The organism is Pedobacter humicola (assembly GCF_056490705.1).
In genome coordinates this window covers 228,396-254,933 of the sequence record NZ_JBWJIG010000005.1, presented here as the reverse complement: position 1 = coordinate 254,933, position 26,538 = coordinate 228,396, and the positions used below count along the sequence as shown (strand labels likewise).

Annotated in this window: 26 protein-coding genes; 7 read left to right on the top strand and 19 right to left on the bottom strand. The window is 38.3% G+C overall.

Going from position 1 to position 26,538, the window contains the following annotated elements; translation table 11 throughout:
• Nucleotides 1-6 precede the first annotated feature (6 nt).
• Genes AC04Q1_RS10850 through AC04Q1_RS10840 form a run of 3 tightly spaced genes read right to left on the bottom strand, consistent with a single transcriptional unit; the run spans nucleotide 7 to nucleotide 3,240 of the window.
• Nucleotides 7-1,149 (bottom strand): ABC transporter permease, encoded by a 1,143-nt coding sequence (locus AC04Q1_RS10850; protein ID WP_478364482.1) that lies wholly within the window; start codon nucleotides 1,147-1,149, stop codon nucleotides 7-9.
• Nucleotides 1,149-2,285, bottom strand: a complete 1,137-nt coding sequence (locus tag AC04Q1_RS10845) for a glycosyltransferase family 2 protein (protein WP_478364480.1) — start codon at nucleotides 2,283-2,285, stop codon at nucleotides 1,149-1,151. Before AC04Q1_RS10845 ends, AC04Q1_RS10850 begins: the two co-directional genes overlap by 1 nt.
• Nucleotides 2,263-3,240, bottom strand: coding sequence for a lysylphosphatidylglycerol synthase domain-containing protein (locus AC04Q1_RS10840; protein ID WP_478364478.1), 978 nt, complete (start codon nucleotides 3,238-3,240; stop codon nucleotides 2,263-2,265). Before AC04Q1_RS10840 ends, AC04Q1_RS10845 begins: the two co-directional genes overlap by 23 nt.
• A gap of 41 nt (nucleotides 3,241-3,281) precedes the next feature.
• Between AC04Q1_RS10840 and ruvC the strand changes: the two genes are divergently transcribed.
• Nucleotides 3,282-3,869, top strand: a complete 588-nt coding sequence (gene ruvC / locus AC04Q1_RS10835) for a crossover junction endodeoxyribonuclease RuvC (protein ID WP_478364477.1) — start codon at nucleotides 3,282-3,284, stop codon at nucleotides 3,867-3,869.
• Nucleotides 3,870-4,153: 284 nt separating this feature from the next.
• On the opposite strand, the gene AC04Q1_RS10830 is transcribed toward ruvC, so the two are convergent.
• The 4 genes from AC04Q1_RS10830 to AC04Q1_RS10815 form a co-directional block, all read right to left on the bottom strand.
• Complete coding sequence (locus tag AC04Q1_RS10830; RefSeq protein WP_478364475.1) at nucleotides 4,154-5,047, bottom strand: DUF4349 domain-containing protein; 894 nt, start codon at nucleotides 5,045-5,047, stop codon at nucleotides 4,154-4,156.
• A gap of 341 nt (nucleotides 5,048-5,388) precedes the next feature.
• The gene (locus AC04Q1_RS10825; protein WP_478364473.1) at nucleotides 5,389-5,580 is read right to left on the bottom strand and encodes a hypothetical protein; all 192 of its coding nucleotides are present in this window, start codon (nucleotides 5,578-5,580) and stop codon (nucleotides 5,389-5,391) included.
• A 233-nt stretch (nucleotides 5,581-5,813) separates the two neighbouring features.
• Entirely contained in the window at nucleotides 5,814-6,032 is a 219-nt protein-coding gene (locus AC04Q1_RS10820; RefSeq protein WP_316843260.1) for a hypothetical protein, read from the bottom strand.
• A 57-nt stretch (nucleotides 6,033-6,089) separates the two neighbouring features.
• Nucleotides 6,090-6,854: a 5'-nucleotidase, lipoprotein e(P4) family gene (locus tag AC04Q1_RS10815; RefSeq protein ID WP_478364471.1), complete on the bottom strand. Its 765-nt coding sequence runs from the start codon at nucleotides 6,852-6,854 to the stop codon at nucleotides 6,090-6,092.
• 232 nt (nucleotides 6,855-7,086) lie between these two features.
• On the opposite strand from AC04Q1_RS10815, the gene AC04Q1_RS10810 reads away from it, so the two are divergent.
• Nucleotides 7,087-7,788: a hypothetical protein gene (locus AC04Q1_RS10810; RefSeq protein WP_478364469.1), complete on the top strand. Its 702-nt coding sequence runs from the start codon at nucleotides 7,087-7,089 to the stop codon at nucleotides 7,786-7,788.
• Nucleotides 7,789-7,838: 50 nt separating this feature from the next.
• Here the strand turns inward: AC04Q1_RS10810 and AC04Q1_RS10805 are convergent, their stop codons facing one another.
• The 9 genes from AC04Q1_RS10805 to AC04Q1_RS10765 form a co-directional block, all read right to left on the bottom strand.
• Nucleotides 7,839-8,966 carry an ATP-binding protein gene (locus AC04Q1_RS10805; protein WP_478364467.1) on the bottom strand — a complete coding sequence of 376 codons (1,128 nt, stop codon included), beginning with the start codon at nucleotides 8,964-8,966 and terminating at the stop codon, nucleotides 7,839-7,841.
• A 205-nt stretch (nucleotides 8,967-9,171) separates the two neighbouring features.
• Nucleotides 9,172-10,065 carry an ATP synthase F1 subunit gamma gene (atpG, locus tag AC04Q1_RS10800; protein ID WP_478364465.1) on the bottom strand — a complete coding sequence of 298 codons (894 nt, stop codon included), beginning with the start codon at nucleotides 10,063-10,065 and terminating at the stop codon, nucleotides 9,172-9,174.
• Nucleotides 10,066-10,151: 86 nt separating this feature from the next.
• The gene (gene atpA, locus AC04Q1_RS10795; protein WP_478364463.1) at nucleotides 10,152-11,726 is read right to left on the bottom strand and encodes a F0F1 ATP synthase subunit alpha; all 1,575 of its coding nucleotides are present in this window, start codon (nucleotides 11,724-11,726) and stop codon (nucleotides 10,152-10,154) included.
• 140 nt (nucleotides 11,727-11,866) lie between these two features.
• The gene (gene atpH, locus AC04Q1_RS10790; protein ID WP_478364461.1) at nucleotides 11,867-12,406 is read right to left on the bottom strand and encodes an ATP synthase F1 subunit delta; all 540 of its coding nucleotides are present in this window, start codon (nucleotides 12,404-12,406) and stop codon (nucleotides 11,867-11,869) included.
• A gap of 92 nt (nucleotides 12,407-12,498) precedes the next feature.
• The gene (locus AC04Q1_RS10785) at nucleotides 12,499-12,993 is read right to left on the bottom strand and encodes a F0F1 ATP synthase subunit B (protein WP_316843254.1); all 495 of its coding nucleotides are present in this window, start codon (nucleotides 12,991-12,993) and stop codon (nucleotides 12,499-12,501) included.
• A gap of 89 nt (nucleotides 12,994-13,082) precedes the next feature.
• Complete coding sequence (gene atpE, locus AC04Q1_RS10780) at nucleotides 13,083-13,298, bottom strand: ATP synthase F0 subunit C (protein ID WP_055912908.1); 216 nt, start codon at nucleotides 13,296-13,298, stop codon at nucleotides 13,083-13,085.
• Nucleotides 13,299-13,339: 41 nt separating this feature from the next.
• Nucleotides 13,340-14,470, bottom strand: a complete 1,131-nt coding sequence (atpB, locus tag AC04Q1_RS10775; protein WP_478364459.1) for a F0F1 ATP synthase subunit A — start codon at nucleotides 14,468-14,470, stop codon at nucleotides 13,340-13,342.
• A gap of 14 nt (nucleotides 14,471-14,484) precedes the next feature.
• Complete coding sequence (locus AC04Q1_RS10770; RefSeq protein WP_478364457.1) at nucleotides 14,485-14,754, bottom strand: hypothetical protein; 270 nt, start codon at nucleotides 14,752-14,754, stop codon at nucleotides 14,485-14,487.
• A gap of 402 nt (nucleotides 14,755-15,156) precedes the next feature.
• A complete protein-coding gene (locus tag AC04Q1_RS10765; RefSeq protein ID WP_478364455.1) occupies nucleotides 15,157-15,381 on the bottom strand; it encodes an AtpZ/AtpI family protein in 225 nt (74 codons plus the stop codon).
• Between the two features lie 110 nt (nucleotides 15,382-15,491).
• On the opposite strand from AC04Q1_RS10765, the gene porW reads away from it, so the two are divergent.
• The 5 genes from porW (at nucleotide 15,492) to uvrC (ending at nucleotide 23,096) form a co-directional block, all read left to right on the top strand.
• Nucleotides 15,492-18,257 carry a type IX secretion system periplasmic lipoprotein PorW/SprE gene (porW, locus tag AC04Q1_RS10760; protein WP_478364453.1) on the top strand — a complete coding sequence of 922 codons (2,766 nt, stop codon included), beginning with the start codon at nucleotides 15,492-15,494 and terminating at the stop codon, nucleotides 18,255-18,257.
• Nucleotides 18,258-18,364: 107 nt separating this feature from the next.
• A complete protein-coding gene (locus AC04Q1_RS10755) occupies nucleotides 18,365-20,584 on the top strand; it encodes a transglycosylase domain-containing protein (RefSeq protein ID WP_478364451.1) in 2,220 nt (739 codons plus the stop codon).
• Between the two features lie 75 nt (nucleotides 20,585-20,659).
• Nucleotides 20,660-20,890: a hypothetical protein gene (locus AC04Q1_RS10750; RefSeq protein WP_478364449.1), complete on the top strand. Its 231-nt coding sequence runs from the start codon at nucleotides 20,660-20,662 to the stop codon at nucleotides 20,888-20,890.
• A gap of 3 nt (nucleotides 20,891-20,893) precedes the next feature.
• The gene (locus AC04Q1_RS10745; protein WP_478364447.1) at nucleotides 20,894-21,262 is read left to right on the top strand and encodes a PIN domain-containing protein; all 369 of its coding nucleotides are present in this window, start codon (nucleotides 20,894-20,896) and stop codon (nucleotides 21,260-21,262) included.
• A 31-nt stretch (nucleotides 21,263-21,293) separates the two neighbouring features.
• The gene (gene uvrC / locus AC04Q1_RS10740; RefSeq protein ID WP_478364445.1) at nucleotides 21,294-23,096 is read left to right on the top strand and encodes an excinuclease ABC subunit UvrC; all 1,803 of its coding nucleotides are present in this window, start codon (nucleotides 21,294-21,296) and stop codon (nucleotides 23,094-23,096) included.
• A 125-nt stretch (nucleotides 23,097-23,221) separates the two neighbouring features.
• Here the strand turns inward: uvrC and porN are convergent, their stop codons facing one another.
• Genes porN through porL form a run of 3 tightly spaced genes read right to left on the bottom strand, consistent with a single transcriptional unit; the run spans nucleotide 23,222 to nucleotide 26,523 of the window.
• A complete protein-coding gene (gene porN / locus AC04Q1_RS10735) occupies nucleotides 23,222-24,133 on the bottom strand; it encodes a type IX secretion system ring subunit PorN/GldN (protein WP_478364443.1) in 912 nt (303 codons plus the stop codon).
• A gap of 7 nt (nucleotides 24,134-24,140) precedes the next feature.
• A complete protein-coding gene (gene porM, locus AC04Q1_RS10730; RefSeq protein WP_478364441.1) occupies nucleotides 24,141-25,673 on the bottom strand; it encodes a type IX secretion system motor protein PorM/GldM in 1,533 nt (510 codons plus the stop codon).
• 40 nt (nucleotides 25,674-25,713) lie between these two features.
• Nucleotides 25,714-26,523 (bottom strand): type IX secretion system motor protein PorL/GldL, encoded by an 810-nt coding sequence (porL, locus tag AC04Q1_RS10725; RefSeq protein ID WP_478364439.1) that lies wholly within the window; start codon nucleotides 26,521-26,523, stop codon nucleotides 25,714-25,716.
• Nucleotides 26,524-26,538 lie beyond the last annotated feature (15 nt).

Sequence of the window (26,538 nt, the reverse complement as noted above, 5' to 3'; positions counted from 1 at the left end):
GACCATTTAAACCGTAACGTTCTGTCCTTTTACATCAAAGGCATCGCGCAAACCGATGGCCAGCACATTAAAGGCATAAACCGTAAGCATAATGGCCAATCCTGGCAAAACAGCCAGGTACGCGGCATCCATAATAATATAGCCATAATGTTCTTTGATCATGCTTCCCCAGCTTGGCATAGGCGGCTGGGCGCCAAAACCCAAAAAGCTTAAACCTGTTTCTAATAATATGGCTGAAGCAAAATTAGAAGAAGCAACCACTAAAATGGGCCCGGCGATGTTCGGTAATATATGTTTGATAATGGTTCTGCTTGTGCTATAGCCAAGGGCTCTGGCCGCCTCTACAAATTCGACTTCTTTTAAAGCCATTACCTGCCCGCGCACCAATCTGGCTACATCAACCCAGGTGGATAAACCTACCGCAATAAATATCTGCCAGAAACCCTTCCCTAAAGCAAATGATATCGCGATAACCAATAATAATGATGGTAAGGACCATACCACGTTCATAAACCAGCTGATTGCCGCATCAATACGTCCGCCAAAATAGCCCGCTATTGCGCCTAAACTTACCCCAATAAAAAGGGAAATGAGCACGGCCATTAAACCTACAGAGAGTGAAACACGTATACCCAAAATCAACCGGCTCAATACATCACGGCCATAAATATCGGTTCCTAAAATATAAGTCTGTTTGTAGATGTTATTTTCTTCGAAAAGTACTTGAGGTGTACCAATTTTTGACGGCAACACGCAAGAAGGGCATAAATCTTTTAATTCATACCTTGTTTCTTTGGCTTTTTCCTCCTCTCCAATATATTCCTGTACATAAACAGCCTGATCTTTTATTTTATAGGAAGTAATCGGGATACTTTTAAAAGCTGGTGTTTGCCCATTAAACATCCTTTCGAAAAAGCTGACTTTTTCAATCTTTGGATTCCTAGCGATAATTAAAAAAGTAAATGAGCTGCCAGGTTTCTTTTTATTGAGTTGAAGGGTTTGAATATTCGCATTTGGAGAGTCATCAGGCATGATCAGATAGCCTAAAATACCCATCATCATCAACAGCAAAATAAACAGCAAGCCACCAAAGGCAAACCTGTTTCGCTTAAACTTTAACCATACTTTTTTTGATGGGCTATTATCCATTATCTAACCATTCTGCCTTTCCAATTGTATTTTCCGCTGTTTCCTGCAATTCCAATATAAACCATATAAAGGACGTGTAAAACATTTAGAACCGGGATTAAAATAAGTAAGCTGCGTCTTTTTGCAAAGCCGGTAACATCCCATAAAAATAAGGTTTCTAAAAGCATTTTAACCAATAACTGATAAAATGTGATACTTAGAAAAGCGGGAATAAAAAGGCCGGTAATAAAATTTCCGAGGATAGAGAGATTGAATATCCAGATGAGCACACCCAATACGATAATGGCTTTGTTTTTATAGCGGGTACTCTTCGAGGCCCAGCGTTTGCGCTGTTGTATAAAAGCGCCCAAAGTTTCTTTTGCATGGGTATATACAATGGCATCTCTATTCTTTAAAAAACCGATCTGATCAGGATATTTAGCAGCAATTTTATGGAGCAACAACTCATCATCACCCGAGGCCAGGTCATCTATCCCCTGAAAACCGCCAACTTCATAAAAAGTTGATTTCCCGTAGGCTAAATTTGCGCCGTTACAGGTTGATGGCTGCTTATTGCCAATAGTTGAGGCGCCCAACCCGATTAGGTATAGAAACTCTAGCGATTGCAAACGTTCAAAGAAACTTTTCTCCTGAAAATAAGCTACAGGGGAGGAAATCATCTTATATTTTTTCACTTCGTACAGGTTCACAATAGTTGCCAGCCAGTGTGGCCCCATCCTACAATCGGCATCAGTAGTAATAATCAAATCGCCCGAACAGGTTCCGATTGCAGTTTGTATCGCCTTTTTTTTGTATGAATTTAAAGCCCTGTCTTCATTTAGCCTGATCAGTTTCACATTCTGATTGGCATAACTTAATACAATTTCTGCTGTGCGATCGGTAGAATGATCATCAATAATGATGATTTCTGTTAAAACTTTAGGATATTGTTGTGCAATCAGATCATCAATGGTTTTATTGATATTGGCTTCCTCATCGCGGGCAGCCACAATGATAGAGACTTTAGTTTGAGGGTCTGATTTTTGTGGGGTAAAATAATCCAGACTGTGCCATCCTTTGATAAAATAAAGGACTAAAAAACCATAGATTAAGGTTAAAGCAGCAGAAAATAGACTAATTAGATTTAAGATTTCCAAAAAAATTGAGTTTAAAAACGAAATAAGTGCCTAAGATAGCAGGAATTATAATATTTATCAGCCAAATACTTGCTGTGCATGCAATAACAGCCACATGCTGATCAGTTACATGTTTAAATAATTCAACAGCGGTAACGCTCCTGATACCCACATCGAAAAGATCAAGTGATGGTAATGCCGATTGTACCAGAAAGAGCAAACAGGTCATCATTATGATATCTGCATAATGTAAGCCTGGCACCAGCCACACAAACAAAATGAAATATTGTGAGCTAAATACCAGATAGCGGGCAAAACAGTAAGTGATAATTTTGAGCAGGTCCCTTTTTCGGTACCTCGCTAAAATGCTGTAAAATTTCTTGTATTTCCTGGTGAATTTAAAGGAAAGCAAAATGCCGTTTAACCATCGGATATTAAAGTAGAAAATCAGAAAAAACAGGCAAAAGAATACCGCGAGAACCACCATCGCAATAAAAAGTACACGATCTATCGGGATAAAACGGTAAACAAAAAAACAGGCCGCAATGGCTCCAAAAACATTTGTTAACACCAATTGGCCAATACTGCCTACGCTCATGGCTACGATGCCCACAATCCTTCTTTTGGGTGAAAGAAAAAATACCCTTCCTCCGTACTCACCTAGCCTGTTAGGGGTAAAAATAGCCAACGTTAAACCACAGAACACCGATTCGATGGCCCTGTAAAAACCGATGGGCTCGATATGGCTCATCAGGTATTTCCACTTGCCCGCTTCTAAAAACCAATTCACAAACATCAGTAGTACCACAATGCCTATAACCGTAATAATTTCTATTTGGGGAATATCTTTTAACAGCGTACTAAAATCGTGCAGGTTTTTATTCGCGACAAGCTTATGATAGATGAACCAAAAGGCAAATATTACAATTGCGGCTTTAATCAGAAGTGATAATATTTTTTTGTTCTTGCCTGTCAAGATTAGTCTTTCTTTTTGCAAATATGCTTAATATTGCTGTAATGTTGAACGAAAAAAAGGAACGGGTAATTATGGGCATCGATCCCGGCACCGCGGTGATGGGTTATGGCGTAATTTTAGAGAAGGGAAATAAGACAGAACTGATCAGTTTGGGGGTAGTGAAAATGACCCACCTAGATGATCCCTTTCTTAAACTTCAGCGCATATTCGAAAAAACAGTGGTTTTGATCGATCAGTACAAACCCGATGTTCTGGCCATTGAAGCACCCTTTTATGGAAAAAACATTCAGGTATTATTAAAACTTGGTCGTGCGCAAGGCATTGCCATTGCGGCCGCGCTCTCCAGAAATATCTCAGTAACCGAGTATTCACCACGTAAAATCAAACAATCGATTACAGGCAGCGGTAATGCCACCAAAGAACAAGTGGCCGCCATGCTGCAAAGATTATTAAATTTTAAAGAAACCCCTGAGTTTTTAGATGCTACCGATGGTTTGGCCGTAGCAGTGTGCCACTCTTTTCAGAAAATTACCTCAGGTGGCAAATCTAAAACCTATTCGGGCTGGGAATCTTTTGTAAGCGACAATAAAACCAAGGTTAAAGGTATAGCAGTTAAACCGAAGAAATAATGGGTTAGTGGAGTCCACTAATTCGTCAGTGCGAACTGAAGCGTGGGGATCAAAACACAGGAATGAAGCAATCTATATGCCAGCACATATAAGTAAATAATCTATGTAATTTAAAATGGTTCGTGCGGACACGAACCATAGAGCGCCTTGGTGAATCACCATAATATCATTGAGTGGATTAATCTAGAGAATGTCAATCCTGAGCCTGTCGAAGGATTGGGTTCGCTGTGTTCATCGGTCAGGGATCCTTCGCTGCGCTTAGTATGACAATCATCAATAGCGCTTTATTGCCTGGCCTGACCGATCATGTTTTTTGTCGCTTCTTCCATTGCCAGCTTATTCTTACGGATAAAATATTTTATAGTGAAGAATACGAAGATACCCACCAAAACCAGCATCCATAAATTAGAAATAGCAATAATGATTTCTTTAAAGATCGTCCAGCCGTTTACAATACCCAGCCAAAGCCTGTTTAAAAATGCGGGGCGGTAATCATACAGATTATCATTGGCCACAATCATGGTTTTAACGGTATTGTCCTGATAAAAATTAAGCGTAATGGTGCTAAATTTTACACGGTTATCGATTTGCATATTTTCGATTCTCTTATCCACATAATCGTCTTTGATATAGAGAGAGGATTCTACATTGGCACTTTTTTTCGAGGCTACTTTATTGATTTTTTCAATCGCATCAATCCGGTTCTGGGCCTTTAATTTATTAGCCAAATAAGAGATGCTTTGATCGTCCATTTTCATCGATTGGTTATCGACAAAAACAGCCATTTTTGCGATGGTGTTTGTAAACTCATCCAGTTTCTCCGACGGAACTTTAGCCACCAGATAACCTTGGGTTCGATAAGAGGTTATTTCTTTTAACGAATCGGTAGATTGTTTAACCTTATCAGTTTCCTGTATGGTACTTTCGATGGAGAATTCAGCAACAGTGCCGCCTTCGGCTTTGATGGTTTTACTAAGTTGTTCCTTGGTATCTTGAACATTCTTCACCCGAAACCGCATATCTGCAGTTTTGATGACTTTCTCTGCTAATGTGCTATCTGAGATTTCCTTATTTAACTCATTTGACTCAACAACATCAGCACTTGCATATTTTTTGTTTTCATTTTGGCAGCCAAAAATTGTTAAAATTATGGCAACAGCAATAATATTCCTTTTCATGATTGTGTGGTTCTAAATAAATAATCATTTTAAATATTGCTTCAAATGGCCATTAGAAGTTCAGCGTTTTAGGTTGGTTTATAACGCTCTTTTCACTTAATACTACAAAGTGATTTAGGTAACCCAAAAAGCGAAATGTTTATATAGAGATGTTATATAGTCTGGATTTCCATAAAACAAATGTGAGTTTCAAACTTGACGGTAATGGAAACCCAAGCTTATTTTATTTTTCGAAAGCAAATACCGGAGCGATTGGCTTACAGCCTCCCCCGCCATCAGCTTTAGTTCGATCGTTAAAAATCTCGTTGATTTCGCAAACCTGAGAACTTTGAATTGAGCCTTTAATTGTGTTTTTTGAAAAGCAGGTTACTATGTACATCGGTTGCGGTAGTCCTGCCATCCGCTTTACCTCTCTGCGTTCGGTGCCCGCTACTGTCAGGTTTAAGACCGAAAGGTCTACTGATGTAAATAAACCGCATCAGTTTTAAAATGGCACGGCCTTCAATGGCCATCGAAACAACTGTTTGTAACACGGAACTGCTGTTATTAAACCTGATATAGCGAAAAGCCCACAGTGAGGCACGAGCGAGGACTTGAAGCGATAGCAGGACTGCAGGCTGCCATTAACAGATTACCGCACATTTCCAAAAAACATTTTCTCTTTATCCTAGCTATGCAAACTTCTAAAACTTGCTCTGGGCAGATAAAAACAAAAAAAGCCGGTCATGAATAACATGGCCGGCTTTTATATTTGAAAGCAAATTGCTTATGCGTCTAATATTTTGAATACACCTTTAATGGCAATAATTGCACCGATGAACAAAACAATCCAAGATGCCAATGATACCTGCCATGAATCGTAAGCGAAACGTGCATAAGTACCTACCATGCAAACCACTACACCAAAAATTATTAACTTATAAATTCCTGGCTGGTTAGCCGTTTTCATGCTTTCTGTATTGTGCTTTAATTCGTTGTTCTCCATAATGCTTATTTTTATGATGCTGCAAAAGTAATACTTATTGCCGAATAATGCTAAAACTTAGTAACTTTTTAATCGTTCTAATCTTTGTTTCGCTTTATCCTGATCACTAAGCTTTTCGCTCTGATACAAAGGCTTTTCCCAATCGCCGTACATGGGGTTTGGCAATACAATATATTTCGTTCCAAACTGGTGCTGGCTTACGTTTACCTGCTCAACCGTATTTTTCTGCTCACGGTAAAAAACATTACTAAAATCGCTTAAATTATCACCGCACAGCATCAGAATGTCATGCGTTTCTGTTATTTTTTGCCGGCGGGGTTCTTTGTTGGATGTTCCTTTTGATACGATTAAATGCGCATCATCTGCATAAGGAAAGCCAAAATGCTGCAGGTTTTTCAATGTAGCTGCATAATCCTTTTCATCGCGGTTACTTACGTAAAAAGTTTCGATGTTTTTTGAGGCGGCAAACTTCAAAAAGGCCAATGCACCCGGAACTGTGTCTGCCTGGGCTAAACTTGTCCACTCCGTCCAATCTTCCTGTAGATAACTCAAACCCTTTTTAATTTCGTGTCCCTGAAAAGCAGAATTGTCTAAAACCGTTTCATCAATATCAACAATTACACAGTTTGGCTTTTTGCTGGTATCGGCCCATAAGGCTTCTTTTAGCGATAATCGGGCAAAGTTATAAGCCTGAAAACATAAGGCTCTGTATTCACCCGAAGTTTGCTGCCAAAGCACCGCATTGGTGTAATCTCTCGCAGGGTTTTGAGCGGTAGCAAAAAAAGGAACAAGCGATAAAATGATAAAGATGTATTTTTTCATGTCTTGATATTATACTGCAAAGATATTAAAAGCGGCTAACTAACCGGACTTGAAAAAGCTTCCCAAAAATAGATCAAATAAAATCCTGAAGGTAAAAACAAATCAACTAGAATACACGTAAGTAAACCATAAACTACAAACACAGAGTAGTAATTAGATTTTTTTTCATCAATTAAGTTTTTAGTTACAGAAAATTATTATTTTTGGCTACACACAAATAAAATCAATTACAATGAAAAACAAACACTTACTAGGGATAGCTATTGCCCTACTTTTCTTTGCAGCCTGCAAGAAAGACAATCCAATTACCGAACCACCAGCTATTGAGAAAGAAGATCCACTCGAGTATGCGAAAGACAGTATATCTTACAGCATAGATGGGATCACTTATAAGCTATCTGATTTTTCAAGCTTTTCAGGTGCCAGTAACAGACAACCGTATTCAAAAGTAGATTCAATTGTAAATAACGGTTATTATATATCTGGCATTAAAGATTCTGTTTTATACTCAAGAATATATGGAATATATACTGATGGTCAAAAAGTCGATGTAATATTCATTAAAACCTATAGCAAAGCATCGATGGTGCAATCAGTGATTTTGAGACCAAAAGATGTTATGGATTTATTTACTGTTGGGACCAGAAATTATGCGCTTGATTATGGTAGAGATAATATACAAAATGGTGTTGCTATAAGCTTATATGGTGGTTTTAATACATTTAGTTCACAATCATTTAGAACACCATTACTAAGTCCTGATGCTCAAAAAAATTCAAAATTTGAAATCATAAGTTTAAAGAAATTAAAGTCTGGCACATCTATTTTAGAAGCTAAATTTAATGCAACGGTTTACAACGAAAAGAATGTGAGTAAAAAATTAGAAAATGGATATTTGAGATTAGTGATGAGCAAGTATGACTCCATTTTATAAATAAAGAGAAGCCCATTTCTTAAGCGAAATGAGCTTCTACTCTTTACAAATTAGCCATTCAAAAAGCTTCCTCTATCGGCTTTTGATACAATCAGCGTTTCTGCATCCGGATAGGCCTGTGTAAAAGTTAAAGGGATTTTATTTTTACTCCTTTCATTCCACTTAAACTCTACCGCCAAAAATTTCTCTTCTGTTTTTTCAATGTAGTCAATTTCCTGTTGCTGCGTAGTGCGCCAGAAAAAGCATTCGGCTTCTATTTGATGCTGGTGTAAAAACTTCATCCGTTCTGCAATCATGTAGTTTTCGAAAAGTGCGCCAACATCATTTCTATTTGCCAATGCAATAAAATTCCGTGTAATGGCATTCACAATGCCGGTATCGTAAAAGTAAATCTTCTTGTTCTTTTTGATCTCGTTGCGAACATTGCCCGAAAAGGCGGGCAAGGTAAAAATCACAAAAGATTTTTCGAGCAGGTTGATATACTTATCTACGGTTTTCTGATCAGCTTTTACCAACTGTGCCAACTCTGAAAAGTTAACTTCGCTCCCAACCTGTAAGGCCAATGCTTTTACAATTTTCTCAAATAACATTGGCTTTTTGATCTCTTCCAATGCAAACAGATCTTTATATAAATAACTATCTGCAAGTAGTTTTAAATGTTCTTCTGCATTGTGCGGGTCATTAATAATTTCTGGATAGGAACCATAAATCAAACGCTGCTCCAAGGATCTTTCTTCGGTAAGAAAATCGGTATTGTTTATCAGTTCCGCATACGAAAAAGGCAAAAGCATCATTTCGTATTTCCGTCCGGTTAAGGGCTCGTTAATCTTTCCTGACAATTCAAAAGCTGATGAACCGGTAGCGATAACCTGAACTTTCTTAAAGCGATCGACGATAATTTTAATCAATAAGCCAACGTCAGTGATCCGTTGGGCTTCATCAATAAAAAGCACCTCATAGTCACCAAGCAGCTGCGCAATCTGCGTGGCATTGGGCCTGGCTAAAGCTTCCCGCACATCTGCATCATCTCCGTTCAGGTACAATGTCCTTTTATCTACTTTGGTGAGCAACTGTTCTACGAAAGTAGTTTTACCGGTTTGTCTTGGGCCAAATATAATAAAGGCTTTGCCTTTAAAGAGCCTTGCAAAGGCATAATCCAATTGTTTCCTAATGATCATCGCAAATATATAACATACAAAAGTATAATAATTTTGGATTACAATCCGTAAAAAACATAATAATTTTGGATTGCAATCCGAAAAAAATATAATAATTTTGGATTACAATTAAAACGGACAATAAAAAAGCCTATTTCAATTCAGAAATAGGCTTTCTATTTTATGCAATCAGAATTGCAAGCTCAAAACCGAGAACTGCAAACTATTATCCGTTTAATGCTGCTGCTCCACTTACAATCTCAGTTAACTCAGTTGTAATTGCTGCCTGACGCGCCTGGTTGTATGAAAGTTTTAAGGCTTTCAATAATTCTCCGGCATTTTCAGTTGCTTTATCCATTGATGTCATACGTGCACCGTGCTCAGAAGCGTGAGAATCCAACACGGCTTTGTACAACTGGATTTTAATTGATTTAGGGATCAGCTGTTCTACAATTTCTTCCTGTGAAGGCTCTAAAATATAGTCAACGTTTGTTGTTTTCTTATCTTTCAGATCAGCTGCTGTTTCTTGTGCTTTAGGTAAAGGCAACAATTGTTCAGTAGTAATAAACTGCACAGCTGCGTTTCTAAAACGGTTATAAACTACTTCTACCTTATCAAATTCCCCTTTAATAAAACCAGCCATAATCGCATCTGTAATTTTGGTTACATTCTCGAAAGTTAAAGCAGAATATACTTCATTATTGTTACCAATAACATTGTATTTACGTTTTTCGTAAAAGTCTTGGGTTTTCTTACCGATAGAAATAATGCTCACATTACCGTTTTTCAACTGTTCGCTATATTTTTCAGCAATTAAATTGTTGGCCGCTTTAATTACGTTCATGTTAAAAGCACCGGCCAAACCACGGTTTGATGATACAGTAACAATTAAAACCTTATTGGGCTCACGCTCCTGAATAAAAGGTGATGAAGACCCTTCTAAACTTGCCGAGAGATTACCTAATATCTCTTTCAGTTTAGTTGCATAAGGACGTAAAGCGATAATTGCGTTGGTAGCACGTTTCAACTTTGCTGCCGAAACCATTTTCATAGCTTTGGTAATCTGCTGTGTTGATTGTACCGATGCAATCCGGTTTCTTACTTCTTTTAAATTAGCCATTCTTTATTTAGATGTGAGATGTGAGATATGAGATTTTAGACGTTTCTGTCCTATCTCAAATCTCAAATCTCATGTCTCAAATCTTATTAATATTTACCTGAAATCTCTTTTGCTACCGTATCTAAAACACTGGTAATGCCATCATCAAATTTACCGGCTTTTAAGGCAGCTAAAGTTTCCGGATGACGTAATTCCAATTGCGTTAAGAATTCAGTTTCAAATTCTTTAACCTTGTTAACCGGAACACTACGCATTAAGTTTTTAGTACCCGCGTACACAATTGCAACTTGTTTCTCAACAGTAAATGGAGAGAATTGCGCTTGTTTCAACATTTCCACGTTACGAGCACCTTTATCTAAAACAGATTTCGTTGCTGCATCTAAATCCGATCCGAATTTAGAGAACGCCTCTAACTCACGGTATTGAGCCTGATCTAACTTTAAAGTACCTGCTACTTTTTTCATCGATTTGATCTGCGCGTTACCACCCACACGAGATACCGAGATACCTACGTTAATAGCCGGACGGATACCTGAGTTGAACAAGTTCGACTCTAAGAAAATCTGACCATCGGTAATCGAAATTACGTTGGTTGGGATATATGCTGATACGTCGCCTGCCTGAGTTTCGATAATCGGTAAAGCAGTTAATGAACCACCACCCTTTACGATGTGTCTGATAGATTCAGGTAAATCGTTCATGTTTTTAGCGATATCATCGTTAGCGTTGATTTTCGCAGCTCTTTCCAATAAACGGCTGTGTAAGTAGAAAACGTCACCTGGATAAGCTTCACGGCCCGGTGGACGACGAAGTAATAAAGATACCTCACGGTAAGCAACGGCTTGCTTAGATAAATCATCATAAACAATTAAAGCCGGTTTACCTGTATCACGGAAAAACTCACCAATTGCAGCACCTGCAAACGGAGCATAGAACTGCATTGGAGCAGGATCTGCAGCCGAAGCAGCAACAACAACTGTATATGGTAAAGCGCCGTTTTCTTCTAATGTACGTACAATGTTGGCTACAGTTGAGTTTTTCTGACCGATAGCTACATAAATACAGAACACAGGCTGGCCTGCTTCATAAAATTCTTTTTGGTTAATAATGGTATCGATACAAACAGCAGTTTTACCAATCTGACGGTCGCCAATAACCAACTCACGTTGACCACGACCAATTGGAATCATTGCATCGATTGCTTTAATACCCGTTTGTAAAGGCTCATTTACCGGCTGACGATAAATTACACCTGGTGCTTTACGCTCTAAAGGCATTTCGTAAGTTTCACCTAAGATAGGGCCTTTACCATCTAAAGGCTCACCTAAAGTATTCACCACGCGGCCAAGCATACCTTCACCAACTTTAATAGAGGCAATTTTTTTGGTACGTTTAATCGTATCACCTTCTTTGATCTCGTCTGAAGCACCCAAAAGTACCACACCAACGTTATCTTCTTCAAGGTTTAATACAATACCTTGCAGGCCGTTTGCAAATTCAACTAATTCTCCCGATTGAACTTTAGTTAAACCGTAAACACGGGCAATACCGTCGCCCACTTGCAACACGGTACCAACTTCTTCCAGTTCGGTTTCTGATTTGAAGCCCGCCAATTGCTGTCTGATAATTGCCGATACTTCGTCTGGTCTTACCTCTACCATAATTTTACTTTATATCTTTTTGTAAATGTTTAGTGCTTAGCGCATGGCGCTTGGCATTTATTCGCCATCCGCTTATCGCAATTCTTTTTGTTTGGACTTTGGCGCATGGCGTTTTTCCGCTACACGTTTATCGCCCCGCGCTATTGCGCAAATTCTTTTTTAAGTTTACTTAAACCGCTGGCAATACTAGCATCAAATTGTTTGTCGCCAACTTTTAATATAAAACCACCAATCAGTTTCTCGTTAATTTTTTCGTTAACAATAACCTGATTAGCTTTTAATTCTCTTTTTACAATCTCAATAACCTGCGCTTTAGCTTCAGGGCTTAAAGCACTCGCAGTAGTTACATCAGCAGTAACAATACCTTTAATTAAGTTATATTGTTGTATAAACTGTTTTGCTGTGGCAAATAAAATTGCTGAACGGCCTTTGCTCACCACAATCTTGAAAAATGTGATGGTTAGTTTATTTACTTTATCAGCAAAAATACCATTCAAAATACCCGTCTTTTTATCTAAAGGTACAATCGGGTTTTTTAATATTGCTTCTAGTTCAGGGGTCTCATCAACCACTTTCTCAAACAAAACCATATCATTATACGATTCCTCTAACGCGTTGTTTTCAACGGCTAAGTCTATTAATGATTTGGCGTATCTGCTTGCAACTTTAATTTCTGACATATTCTTAGGTGTGAGATGTGAGATGTGAGATGGAAGATGTGAGAATGAATCCCCTATCTAATATCTAGTGTCTCAAATCTATTTTCTCAAAACTAGTTTAATTCAACGTCTTTTAACAAGTTCGCTACTAAAGTTTCCTGTTTAGTTTTATCATCTAACTGACTACGTAAAACGCGTTCGGCAATTTCTAATGATAAAGAAGAAACCTGGTCTTTAACTTCAGCTAAAGCTGCTTTCTTTTGGTTCTCGATTTCGATTTTAGCTTTTTCAATCAATTTAGCACCTTCAACCTGAGCTTGTTTTTTAGCCTCGTTTAAGATACCGTCCTTTAAGGTTTTAGCTTCCTTTAAAATCTCATCACGCTCAGCACGGGCCTGTTGCATCAGATCCTGATTCTGGCTGGTTAAACGGGCCATTTCCTGCTTGGCCAACTCAGCTTTGTTAAGGGCTTCATCAATGCTCTGCTCACGTTCGTGAATGGCACCTAATATAGGTTTCCATGCAAATTTCCTAAGTAATATCAATAAACACAGAAACGATATTCCAGTCCAAAAAACTAATCCTATGCTTGGGGTTACTAAATCCATCTTATCTAATTTTTTTAATCTTAATCTTGTTAATAAGGTGGGGTAAATAACCAATCGTTAAATACCCTACCTAAATTTTTCAGTTTGAATTATTTAAGGCTGTTACCTAATAATGCAACTACCACACCGAATAAAGCAACACCCTCGATAAGGGCAGCAGCGATAATCATTGCAGTCTGAATTTTTGATGCAGCTTCTGGTTGACGAGCAATACCTTCCATTGCTTTACCACCTACTTGACCGATACCGATACCTGCACCGATTACTGCTAAACCGGCACCAATTGCCGCGATTGAACCTACCATAACTAATTTAATTTATATTAATTGTAAAAAATAGTTTTCTATTAATGATGCTCTTCTACTGCCATTCCAATAAACAAAGCAGTAAGTAATGTAAAAATAAAAGCCTGTAAAAATGCTACCAGTAATTCCAGTATATCCATAAATATTACGAATGCCACTGAAACTGGTGCAATAGCCAGTGTTTCGAAAATAAAAATTAACGAGATTAAACTCAATACGATAATGTGACCTGCGGTAATGTTAGCAAACAAACGCACCATTAATGCAAAGGGCTTAGAGATAATACCAACAACCTCCACAACAACCATTAGTGGCCATAACCAAAACGGAACATCAGGTAAGAGGATGTGTTTCCAATAATACTTGTTACCATTTAGGTTTACAATAAGCAAAGTACCCAAAGCCATTACAAATGTTAATGCGATATTTCCTGTAACGTTAGCACCACCTGGAAAAATTGGCACCAAACCCAATAAGTTATTAAATAGGATAAAGAAGAATGTAGTCAACAAATAAGGCATGAATTTAGCGTACTTGTGACCAATATTTGGTTTAGCAATATCATCTCTAACGAAAACAATAACCGGTTCGATGAAAGATTGTAAACCTTTTGGCGCTTTGCCAATACGTTTTTTATACGCTCCCGCTACTGAGATAAATACAATCAAAATCAACAGAATAGCCACGAACATTGCCGCAACGTTTTTGGTAATAGAGAAATCTAAAACAGATTTACTGGCCTCCTCATCAATTTTTCCATCTGCTCCAACCACTTTAATATGATCTTCTTCTAAACGGTAATTATTGTATTTACCATTATAATCGTGTTCTCCATGATGGAAATTAGCCGAAGAGAAAACTTCTAAGCCATTCGGAGTATATAAAATTACAGGAAGAGGCAATGAAGTATGGCCCCAAAGGTGCCACATATGCGAATCGGCAATGTGCTCCATGATTACATCTGTAGGCTCGAATTTCTTTTCTTCGTGCCCGGCAGCAGCGTGCTCGCCAGCACCCGCATGTGCAGAGTCGGCTGCAATACTATCAACAGGAACAACAGCGCTATCAACCTGAGCGAAAGTATCAATTTTGATAGATAAAAACGCGATTAAAAGCGTAAAAACAATAGTTAGCCTTTTAACTTTAGACACAAAAACTCGGTTACAATCCATTTATTGGCAGTTTTTTACTTTAAATTTTGGTGGCGCAAGTTACGTAACAAACAGTAAATTTCAAAGGCCGTAAACAATAAATATAAAGAAAAAAAATTAAGCATAAATACAAGCCCAATTCCCTTAGCTTTTATACTGTAAATCAACACAAAAGCCATACAAAAAATCATCTTCACTGCAATTGATCCCATAATGGCCATTACACCAACCTCAGGATCACGTTTTATGCCAATATCAACCAACATATAAGCGATATAGGTTATACCGGCCAAAAAGCCAAACATCACCCAAAAGTTGCTTATAAATAATAGTTTATCAGGAAATAATAGCGGTAAAACGGCAACAACACCTATTAATAGGCCTATAAAAATGAAATAGATACTGGTAAATTTGGCTAGAGTCAATGTATAATTTCTTAGCAGATAAAACCTTTTGCAAAGATAAGGTTTTTAGTATCAAGTAACTAGTATGGAAGAGAATTATTATAAAGGTTGGTTAACAGTATGAATGGGTTAACCGGTGAACTGAGGCAATAGCCTTATTGTTTCGTTGCTTAATATTAAATGGTTAAGCACTCCCAAACCCAAACTCCCAACTTAAAAGATTCATTGGTTGCGATGTAATTGGTTAAGGGTGATGGATTGCCAGGTTGCTGGTTTGGTTAACCGAAAACTGCCTACTGAAAACTAATCTCTGGTAACCTGCCTGATGGCCTGATACAAGGCAATGCCCACACCTGCCAATGCAAAAGCCGCGGTAATGAGATTGGTTTTGCTGTTTCTGTGCTCATCAATCTTATAACCAATAAAAGTTAACAGGCCAATGGTGGCGAACATCTGGAAGCCGATAGCAGAATATTTAACGGCTGCATTTACCTTTTTCTTTGTATTTTCTTCTTTCGGATTTTCCATTTTTTAATGCAATAATTAAATTAACTTTGAATAATTAAAATTTGTTGCCAAATAAAATATTTTTCTATATATATTGTTTATTGTATATCCACCTAAGAGATTGATCATACTTGAAAAATTACGCTAGCAAAAACTTAAATTCCCTCCTCATCTTTTTTAGTGTCCTCCTGATCTATGGCTGCGTCGCAAATAAAGATACCGCTGTAGACCGCAGGTTCCAAAACCTAACGGCAAGATATAACTATATCTATAACTCCAATGTGTTACTTACAGAATATAACGAGAGTTTGTTGCAAAGTTATGCAGATAATTACGAAAAAACCCTACCTGTTTATCTCGATCCTGAGCCCCAGATCAACCTGGTTTTAACGCCGGGCGTAGCCAATAAACAATTGGATGATGTCATTACAAAAGGACAAACCATCATCAACGATAAAAGTTTTAGCAACTATATTGATGATGCCTATATGCTCTTGGGGAAGGCAAATTACCTAAAAGGCAATTATTTTATTGCTTCAGAATACTTCGATTATACGGCAAAAACCTATAATCAAGATTTAAAAACATTCATCATGGCGATGAACTGGAAAGCACGCAGCCAAATGCAATTGAACAATATGGTACTGGCCGATAAAATTCTCGATACCATGTTGCGTGCCTCTGATCAACTGAAAAAAGATCTGGCCGAGCCATTGGCAACCGCTGCACAGATGCGCATCTATCAAAAAAGAAATAAAGAAGCCATACTTTTCCTGGAATCCGCTATTGCCCTCCCTGCCGAAAAACAACTGCGTATCCGCTGGCGCTTTATCCTTGCCCAGTTGCAGGAAAGGGAGAAAAATATCCAGGATGCTTATGCCAATTTCACCAGGGTTGAAAAAAGCAATGCCCCCTTCGAAATGTATTTTCATGCCAATTTAAACCGCATTAAACTCAAGGCATTATTGAGTGGCGTAAAATTGAATAAGGAAGATCAATTGCTTGCTTTATTAAAAGACGATAAGAATTTCGACTATACCGATCAGATTTATTATCAGGTTGGAGAGCTTTTCTCTGCCGAAGGAAATTTCGTAAAAGCTGAGGAAAATTATCATAAATCAGTTGCAAAAAGTACCCGGAACCAAAACCAAAAAGCACTGTCTTATTTAAGAATTGCTGATTTAAACTTTAAAGAATTTAACAATTACATCAAAGCAAAGCTATATTACGATAGTACCGTAATGATTTTGCCTAAAAACTTCCCTGATTACGATAACATTGTAAAAAAGGCCGATAACCTGAAATATTTAACCGACAGGTACACCATTATTGCAAAAGAAGATACCGCACAGGCCATTGCCAAACTTCCTGCAGGTGAGCGCGAAGCAAAAGTTAAAGCTTATTTAACCCCTAAAGTTGAAGTTAGTAATACAGGAGGGGTAATCAGTAACCAGTTTTTAAACGACCCCAATTTCCCGAATCAATCGTTAAATGCACAGAACAACTCTACTGGAAATACCTTTTACTTTAACAACAATGCTGCAATAAGCAATGGCTTTGGCGATTTCAGAAAACGTTGGGGCAACAGACAACTGGAAGATAACTGGAGACAGAGCAACAGGTCTTCCGCACAGGAAACCGCCCAGGTTTTAGCAGGTGGAAATGTAGCCACCGGAATAAAACCAGCAAATGATGAAACAGATCAGGCCGCAGCAGATCAAACTTCCTTGGAAAAACAATTTCTGGATGGTCTTCCTACCACCCCTGCCCTATTGGCCACATCCGATCAGAAAATTATTGATGCCTATTTTGAAATCGCGAGTTTTTACCAACAGGAACTGAACGATAAACCGGAAGCAAATAAAATCTATCTCGAACTGATTAAAAGATATCCAGACAACAACCACCTTGTGGCCATTTACTACAGTTTACACCTCAATTATAAGGGTGCTGATGAAGTAAAATCTGACCAGTACAAGCAATTGGTGTTAACCAAATTCCCCGAGTCTAATTTTGCAAAGAACATTTTAGATCCAACGTACTCTGCCAAACAGACCGAGATGGAGAACATTGCCATTAACAACTACAATGTGGCTTTTGATGCTTATGCAAAAAAAGATTATCCAGGCGTAGTTAAACAGGCTGATGACAACATTGCTGCATTCCCAAACAATGATTTAGCACCTCAGTATGCTTATTTAAAAGCGATTGCTGTTGGCCGTACGGCAAAGATTGATCCCCTGCTTACCGAATTCAACCTGATCACCACGCTGTACCCAAATGATAAAATTATTACCCCACTGGTACGCGATCATTTAAAATATATTGAAGCAAACCTCGATGAATTTAAACAACGCCCGGTTGCCCTTATTGATTTTGATGCCAATACACCGCGTTTTGTAAGTCAGGCTACACCAACCGCTGTTCCGGTAAAACCTTTGGTAACCGATAATGCAGTTGTAAAAACGCTAGAGCCAGCTCCGGTAACCAAACCTGTTGAAGTTAAACCTGCCGATGTGACCAAACCGGCCAGTATTTTTAGTGCTGCAACATCAGAAGAATACTATTATGTAATCGATGTAGCAGATGCCACTTTAACATTAAGTTCATCCCGCTTTGGAATCGGACAGTTTAACCGCGGAAATTACCCTGATAACGATTTGGAACATAAATTGGTGGAGTTGGATAACGACCAGTTGATTTACATCACCAGTTTTATCGATTTAGAAGATGCAAAAATTTACGAATCGAGTATTACAGGTCAGTTAAAGAACATTATGAAGGTTCCTGCTAACCTGTACAAAGGTTTTATTATCAGTAAAGAGAATTTTGGCAAACTAACAGACCGCTCACGTATTAACGCGTATCTGGAGTTTTTAAAAGACAATTACAAATAAGTGTAGGGTATTTTAAGCTGATGACTAAAAATCTGTTCTATAAAAAATTAGTAAATTTGCATCCAAAATCTCCCATCCCGGAGATTATTGGAAAATAACAACACAAAATGAATAAATCCCTTTCTGCACAAGAAACAAAAAGATATAGTTTAATCATCTGGAAAATACTGATCGGCGGAATCGCGCTTTTCGCTATTTTTATTTCCATGATCGGATTGGGTCTTTTTGGCGCCCTTCCCTCTTTCAGGGATATAGAACACCCGAAAAGCAATCAGGCTTCCGAAATTATTGCCGAAGATGGCCGTCCATTGGGCACCTACTTTGTTCAGAACAGGTCGAATGTTACCTATAAAGATATTTCCGAAAACGTAATCAACGGATTAATTGCCACAGAAGATACCCGTTTTAAAGAGCACTCTGGAATAGATTTCAAACGTACCTTTTCAATTATCGGCTACAATTTAATCGGCAAAAAACAGGGCGCAAGTACCATTACCCAACAATTGGCCAAAAATCTTTTCCCCCGCGAATCAAACCTCAATTTTTTCTCTTTGGTATTAACCAAGTTTAAAGAGTGGATTGTTGCCGTTAAATTAGAACGCAACTATACCAAGGAAGAAATCATTACCATGTATTTAAATACAGTCGATTTTGGTAACCAGGCTTATGGGATAAAATCGGCAGCACGGGTTTATTTCAATACCACACCCGATAAACTGACTTTAACACAGGCTGCAACCCTGGTAGGCATGCAAAAGGGAATTACCATGTATTCGCCAACCCGCCACCCTGAACGTTCAAGAGACCGCAGGAACACGGTAATGGCTTTAATGGTTAAATCCGAACTCTTAACCCAGCAGGAATTTGATGAGCAAAAAGAAAAACCTTTAAACCTGCACTTTAATGCGGCAACCGTTAACGACGGTATTGCCCCATATTTCCGTTCGGTACTGAAAAATGATATCAAAACCATTTTCCAGGAACAATCGATTACCAAACCCGATGGCACACCATACGATTTAGACCGCGATGGTTTAAAGATTTATACCACATTGAACTATGACATGCAGGTATATGCAGAGGAAGCACAAAAGGAATACATGAAAATCCTTCAGGCGCAGTTCATTGCCAGCTGGAAAGGCCGAAACCCTTTTAAAGATAAAACTTTACAGATTGAACAGGGCATTAAACGTTCGGACCGTTATAAATCGTTAAAATTAGAAGGTAAATCGGATGATGAAATTAAAGATGATTTCAATACCAAAACAGAAATGAGCATTTTTACCTGGAAGGGTAATATCGATACGGTAATGAAACCGATCGACTCGGTACGTTATTACAAAATGTTGTTGCGTAATGCCATGATGACGATGGATCCCACCAACGGACATGTGAAAGCTTGGGTTGGCGGTATTAATTATGAACATTTCAAATATGATCAGGTGAAGATGGGAACCAGACAAGTAGGCTCAACGGCGAAACCATTTACGTATTCGGTAGCCATCGAAAATGGTTATTCACCTTGTTATACTGTTGCTAATGTTCCGGTAACTATTGAAGGATATGGAAAGCCTTACGCACCGGGATCTTCAGGAAAACCATTACCTGGCAATATTACACTACAAAAAGCCTTAGCCTATTCTCAAAATTATGTTACCGCTTATTTAATGAAACAGGTTGGTCCGGTAGCGGTAGCGGCATTGGCTACCAAAATGGGCATCCCTAATGTTCCTGCATATCCTTCCATCTGTTTGGGCACATTCGATTCATCGATTTATAATATGGTAGGTGCTTACGGTGCATTTGCGAACAAAGGAACCTATACCAAACCAATTTATTTGTTAAGAATTGAGGATAAAAACGGTGTGGTATTATTCTCTCAAAAGGAAATACCAAAACCAGTGATGAGTGAAGAAGTGGCTTATGTGATGACCAGAATGCTCAAAGGAGTAATCACCAATGGAACCGGATCAAGACTTAACTATAAGTACAAAGTTAATGCTCCGATAGGGGGAAAAACAGGTACTACCCAAAACAATTCTGATGGTTGGTTTATGGCCATTACCCCTCAACTGGTTACAGGGGTTTGGACAGGCTGCGAAGACAGGGCATTCCACTTTATCAGCACCAATCAGGGTGAAGGTGCCAATACTGCTTTACCAATTTTTGCAGGATTTATCAAAAGGGTATATGCCAATCCGGCCTTAAAGATCAGTCATGCTGATTTCGAAGCACCAAAATCAGGCGTTTCCATCACTTTCGATTGTAACCAATACCAACAACAGGAAGAAGGTGCAACCGAACTGGATGAGAAGTTGGGGTTTTAGCTTTCAATAACAAGCCAAATTTTTGAGCCGATTATAGGTAATAAATATTAAATTTGTAATAGAAAATTGAAATATATGAGAGTTACATTAGAAATATCAGATTTTGATGAGATGAAAAAGCTGCTTTCTTTATTTCAATCTATGAAATTAGAAAACATTAAAATTATCTCTCCGCAGAACAACGCAAAGCCTAATATCCTTAAAGGAAATAAGTCGATTAATCCTAAAGAACTGTTTGGCATTTGGAAAGAAACGCCAAGAAATATAGAAGAGATAAGAGCCAAATCGTGGAATCGTAAAAAATAATTTATGGTTTTATGCGACACCAATATTCTCATACATGCTTTTAATGGCAACATTTCAACCATAGAATCGTTAGAAAAAATCGGATTCGAAAACATTGTGCTTTCATCTGTTACAACTATGGAACTGTTGCAAGGGATGGGAAATAAAACCGAGTTGGCACAGATGAAGAAAAAAATTAAATATTACGATATTATTCATTTTGATAGTCAGATATCTCAAAAATCAATAGAACTTATCGAAAGCTTTAAACTAAGTCATCATCTTCAAATACCTGATGCAATTATCGGAGCAACTGCGATTGTAAATAAAATTGAACTGTTTACTTACAATAAGAAGGATTTCGATTTCATGCCTGATATTATTCTTTATTAAAAATACTATATTTTTGCTCCTTTAATTTTTCATGAGCAGTTTCGACCATAAAACAGCATTAACCGCAATTCCGCATAAACCCGGCGTATACCAGTATTGGGATGCGGATGGGAAGCTCATGTACATTGGTAAGGCGAAAGATCTGCGTAACCGTGTAGGCTCTTATTTCAATACCGACCGAAACCAGTTTAATGGCAAAACGAGGGTATTGGTATCCAGGATCCGTAAAATTACTTTCACCATTGTGGATACGGAGATTGATGCCTGGTTGCTCGAAAATAGCCTGATTAAAAAACATCAGCCGAAATTCAACATCAATTTAAAGGACGATAAAACCTATCCCTGGATTATTGTGAAGAATGAGAATTTTCCCCGTATTTACTGGACAAGGAAAGTAATCAAGGATGGCTCTACCTATTTTGGCCCTTACGGCTCAATAGGCATGATGCATACGATTTTAGACCTCATTAAAGAAACCTATCCCTTACGTACCTGCAGCTTACCCCTAACGGAGAAAAATATCGACGAAGGGAAGTTTAAAGTTTGTTTAGAATATCAGATTGGCAACTGCAAAGGCCCTTGCCAGAATTACCAGACGGAAACCGATTATGACAAAAATATTGGCGAGATTAAAGAAATCCTGAATGGGAAAATCGGAAATGTAATCCGCGATGTTAAAGGAGTTATTAAATCCGCATCGGAAGATTTAAACTTTGAGCTGGCCCATCAATACGCACGGAGATTACAGGTACTGGAGAAATACCAGAGTAAATCAACCGTGGTAAACAGTGCCATCACCAATGTAGATGTGGTGAGCATTGCCTCTGACGAACGTTACGCTTTTGTGAATTATCTGAAGGTAATGAACGGAACGATTATCCAAACGCAGACCATTGAGGTTAAAAAGCAACTGGATGAGAGTGATGACGAGATTTTAACGCTGGCGATGCTGGAGTTCAGGACAAAATTCAGCAGTACCTCGAAAGAAATTATTGTTCCTTTTGAGCCATCGTTAGAAGATGAAAGTTTAAAATTTACGGTTCCAAAACTGGGCGAAAAGAAAAAACTGTTGGAGCTTTCGCAAAAGAACGTGTTGTTCTTTAAAAAAGAGAAACTCAATCAGTATGAGAAGCTGAATCCAGATTTACGCACGGACCGGATTTTAACAACCATGCAGAAAGATCTGCGTTTAACCCAGCTTCCAAAACACATCGAATGTTTTGATAACTCCAACTTTCAGGGGAAATACCCGGTTTCGGCCATCGTGGTTTTTAAAGATGCCAAACCATCCAAAAAAGACTATCGCCACTTTAATGTGAAAACGGTAGAGGGCCCTAACGATTTTGCAACCATGGAAGAAGCCGTTTTCCGTCGCTACAGGAGAATGTTGGATGAAAACCAGACCTTACCCCAGCTCATCATCATTGACGGCGGTAAAGGTCAGCTTTCGTCGGCTATGAAGAGTTTAAAATTGTTGGGTATAGAGCACAAGGTAACTGTGATCGGTATTGCCAAACGTTTGGAAGAATTATTTTATCCAGGCGATTCGTATCCTTTGTATTTAGATAAAAAATCAGAAACCTTAAAAGTAATCCAGCAACTGCGTGACGAGGCCCACCGATTTGGGATTACCTTTCACCGTAAGAAACGCGATCAGGGCACACTAAAAACCGAACTGGAGCAGATTGAGGGCATCGGCAAAACAACGGCCGATAAACTGCTGACCCACTTTAAATCGGTTAAAAAAATTAAAGAAGCTACCGAGAAAGAATTAGCAGAGGTACTGAATAAAAAACAGATAATCACCCTTCAAGCTTATTTTAATCAGGGATAATTTCTTTGATAATCTTTGTCTTTTCAAGTAAAATCGTACACATGGAACAGACTTCTTCACTTCAACCGACATGAAAATAACTTCAATAAACAAAAAAGCTCCGATTTTCATCGAAGCTTTAAAAATTAGTATTCCCAAAGACCTTGTTCGTAATCGAGAACTGATTTTTTGATCCTTTCTGATTCGTACAGCCTTTCTCTTGGGTTAGTGATAATATCTCTGATCTTGTTATCTCCCGGGTTTGATTCCTTAACGATATAACTACTAAATAAACGGCGTATAAAGAAATCATCAAAACTTAATGAAGAAGCATCGTTATTGGTATTGACTAAACGTTTTTTGGTTAAAATCTCCCTCGCCTCTGGATAGTATACCCAAAATACAGGTTGCCATTGTTTAGAAACCTCATTGTATTTTAAAGGCGCAATACCTACAATACGCGGTTCAAAAATAGAACGTTTAGTATCGAAGATCCAATCTTCTTTAATTCTGAATTTTAAAAACAATTCCGGATTGAAATCATTAACAACTGTTGTAACTGTTCCGGTTTTATTATTAGAAACCTCTGCTGTACCTAAAGCCGACTTAGCTGCAGAATCTGCAGACATTGGATTAAGGAAAGCATCGTCTTCGTTTAAGGCACTATCGATTGGCGAATATGCAGTGAGTTCGTCTTTTTTAATCGCAGCAATTAAAACATCAATTAATCTTGATTTCGGAGATTTCAATGCGGAATTAACTGTATCACGCAAATCAATTTCCCTCCAGATCCGTTTTGCATAAAAAACATCTTCTTCTCTCACATCAGCCAAAGGAACCATCTCAGTACTGTCTATATCCTTACGCGCATAGAAACCATCTTTCGGTGGTACTTTTAGTTTCTTCTTAGCTGTTTTAACAGGTGCTTTCACCGTATCTGCCACAGGAGCAGCAACCACTGGTGCAGCTTTCCTTGGAGCTAACTTAGTTGGCTTTCTCTGTGCAAAAGCGAACGAGGTTAACAAAACTAAAATAGCAATACTTAAAATCCTTTTCATCTTCTTCTTATTTTACACTAAACGCTAATGAGGGTAAAATTTTCTGACGGCCATCTGGTCCTACAGAAACGATATCTTCAAAGAACACCCGTGTTCCCGGCGTAATTGAGTTTATAGCACCTTTAACTGCACCAGCAAAACTTCCCCCACTGCCCGGAATGGTAACAGCATCAGAACGCGGTTTAATAACGGTTAATTTATAACGAAGTATTTTAAACTTTACGTCAAAAGGGAAATCATCCAGATCTGCCTCAATTTCAGTTTCACTTTTTAACTGTACCGAAGCTACATCACCTCCCGCACGGCCGCCAACCTTAGCTACAGGAGCAGGAATACCTTTAACCCTGAATTTTTGTGAGCCTAAACTAACCGTTTTACCCGCATTATTTGCCGATACATTGATGGATACTTCCTGGCCAACCATACTTCCTGGAACGTTTACATTAAAGTTTCCGTTTCCTCCAGTCATTGATCCTCCAGAAATAGAAGCACGAACACTTTCTAATGGGAAACCTGCTGCAGAAACTGTAAATGGATTCGCAATACCTGCATAAATTACATTCAATTTAGTTGAAGAAACAGATGCTGATGGTTTCGCTACCTGATAAGTTTGCGGTTGGGTTTTGTATTCCTTTACTTGTCCATCGGTTTGACGGACACGGATAGTACCTACCCAGGTAAACTGACCAACACTACCCGTACCACCAGTATAAGTTCCTTTACCCTCTTTAACAGACAATTTATTCCCGTTAACCGTAATATCAGGAGTTGACCTCGAATCACTGGCGGTTAAAAATACTTCAGCAGTATAAGGCTGACCTTGAATAACGTAAGAAGTAGGTGCTACTGCAACTGCTGCAAACTGATCCAGATTAACCTGAGCTTTATCCATATTTCCGAATAACTTTTTAACAACCTCCGCTTCAGCATTTTTAGTATCTGTTTGCAGTTTGGTTAAAATAGTCATTGCAGCGGTTAATGGCGTTCCTTCACCGAAGTATGTTTCCTGCCAGTTTCCTTTCCTTTTTCTTTCAGGATCTTTCGCCTCCAGAGAGAATGATACATTTGCCCTGTCTTCCTTATCCAATAAAGAGATTAATTTCTCGCGAGTGGCGTTAATCTTAACCTTTAATTCATCAGCTTTCTTTTGGTTAATCATGATGTGCTGAGCAATATCAAGATTATCCCTGTTTACCAAATCACCGGTTTCAGGATTAATTCCATTCCCTTCTGCGGTAAATTGTTTTTTAATGCCTTCGATATAGTTATTTAATTCATCTGCTGCTTTCTGAGCCTGCTTTGCCTTTTCGTAAATCGGCTGTGCGCGTGCTGGTTCTTCTTTCAGTTTCGAATTTTCGAAAGCAGAAAATAACTGATTGATGCTTGTATTTACATTGTTTTTAGAGGTATCCAAACTATCGTTGATATTTTTGAATGCATCTAAAACAGTATCTGATACGTTTAAGGCCAGCATCGCCAACAATACCAAATACATGATATTGATCATCCGCTGCCTTGTTGTTTCTTTTCCGCCTGCCATGTGTAAGTAGCTTTCCCTTTAAAATTAAAAACTAAACAAATTATACACGTGGGCCGTTCATAGCCGATAGCATATTGCCATAAATTGCATTAAGGGATGATAGGTTTTTAGCCAATTTGTTCACCTCTTCTTTAAACTGTTTCGAATCTTCCATCGATTCGTTAAAGTTCTGCATGGTCAAAGATAAGTTTGAATAGAATTTATTCATCGATTTTAAATGTGCGCTTGAATCTTGTAACTCTAACTCATATACCGCATTTAAAGCTGATAAATTCTTCGCCAGGTTGTTAACCTGATCATGGTAGGCCTGAGAATCTACACTGCTCTCGCCCATTGCTTTTAAATTAGCGGTAGCTTTATCAAAAGATGCGCTAAGGTTATCAAAACCTGCTGATGCTGTTTTAATTTTACCTGTAAATTCGTTGGTTGCAGTTGATGCATCTGCAACATTAGAAATGGTTGCCACCTTATCACCGAAAGTACGTAAACCGGTGCCCAAGCTTTCGATCAATTCAGGACCGATTTTAGCATCTGATAACATTTTATCTAAAGCTGCTGTATTTGAAGATCCTGCCGCTACAACTGCTGGTCTGGCTGATGCTGTTGGTAATTCTCCTTTAAAATCGGCTCTTAATTCAGGATAAACTCTCTCCCATGCTGGTTCTGGCTCTGGCGGAAAAAAACCAGTTAAAGCAAATAAAAATGCTTCAACCCCTAATCCAATTCCAATTGCATAGCTCCCGAAAATCCCTCCAATATGTAGAATTTTACATAACGCTCCAATAATTACTATACTTGCTCCAAATGAAATTGCTGGATTCAACCAGCTTGGTTGTTTTTTTGCTGCCATAAAATTTTAATGTTT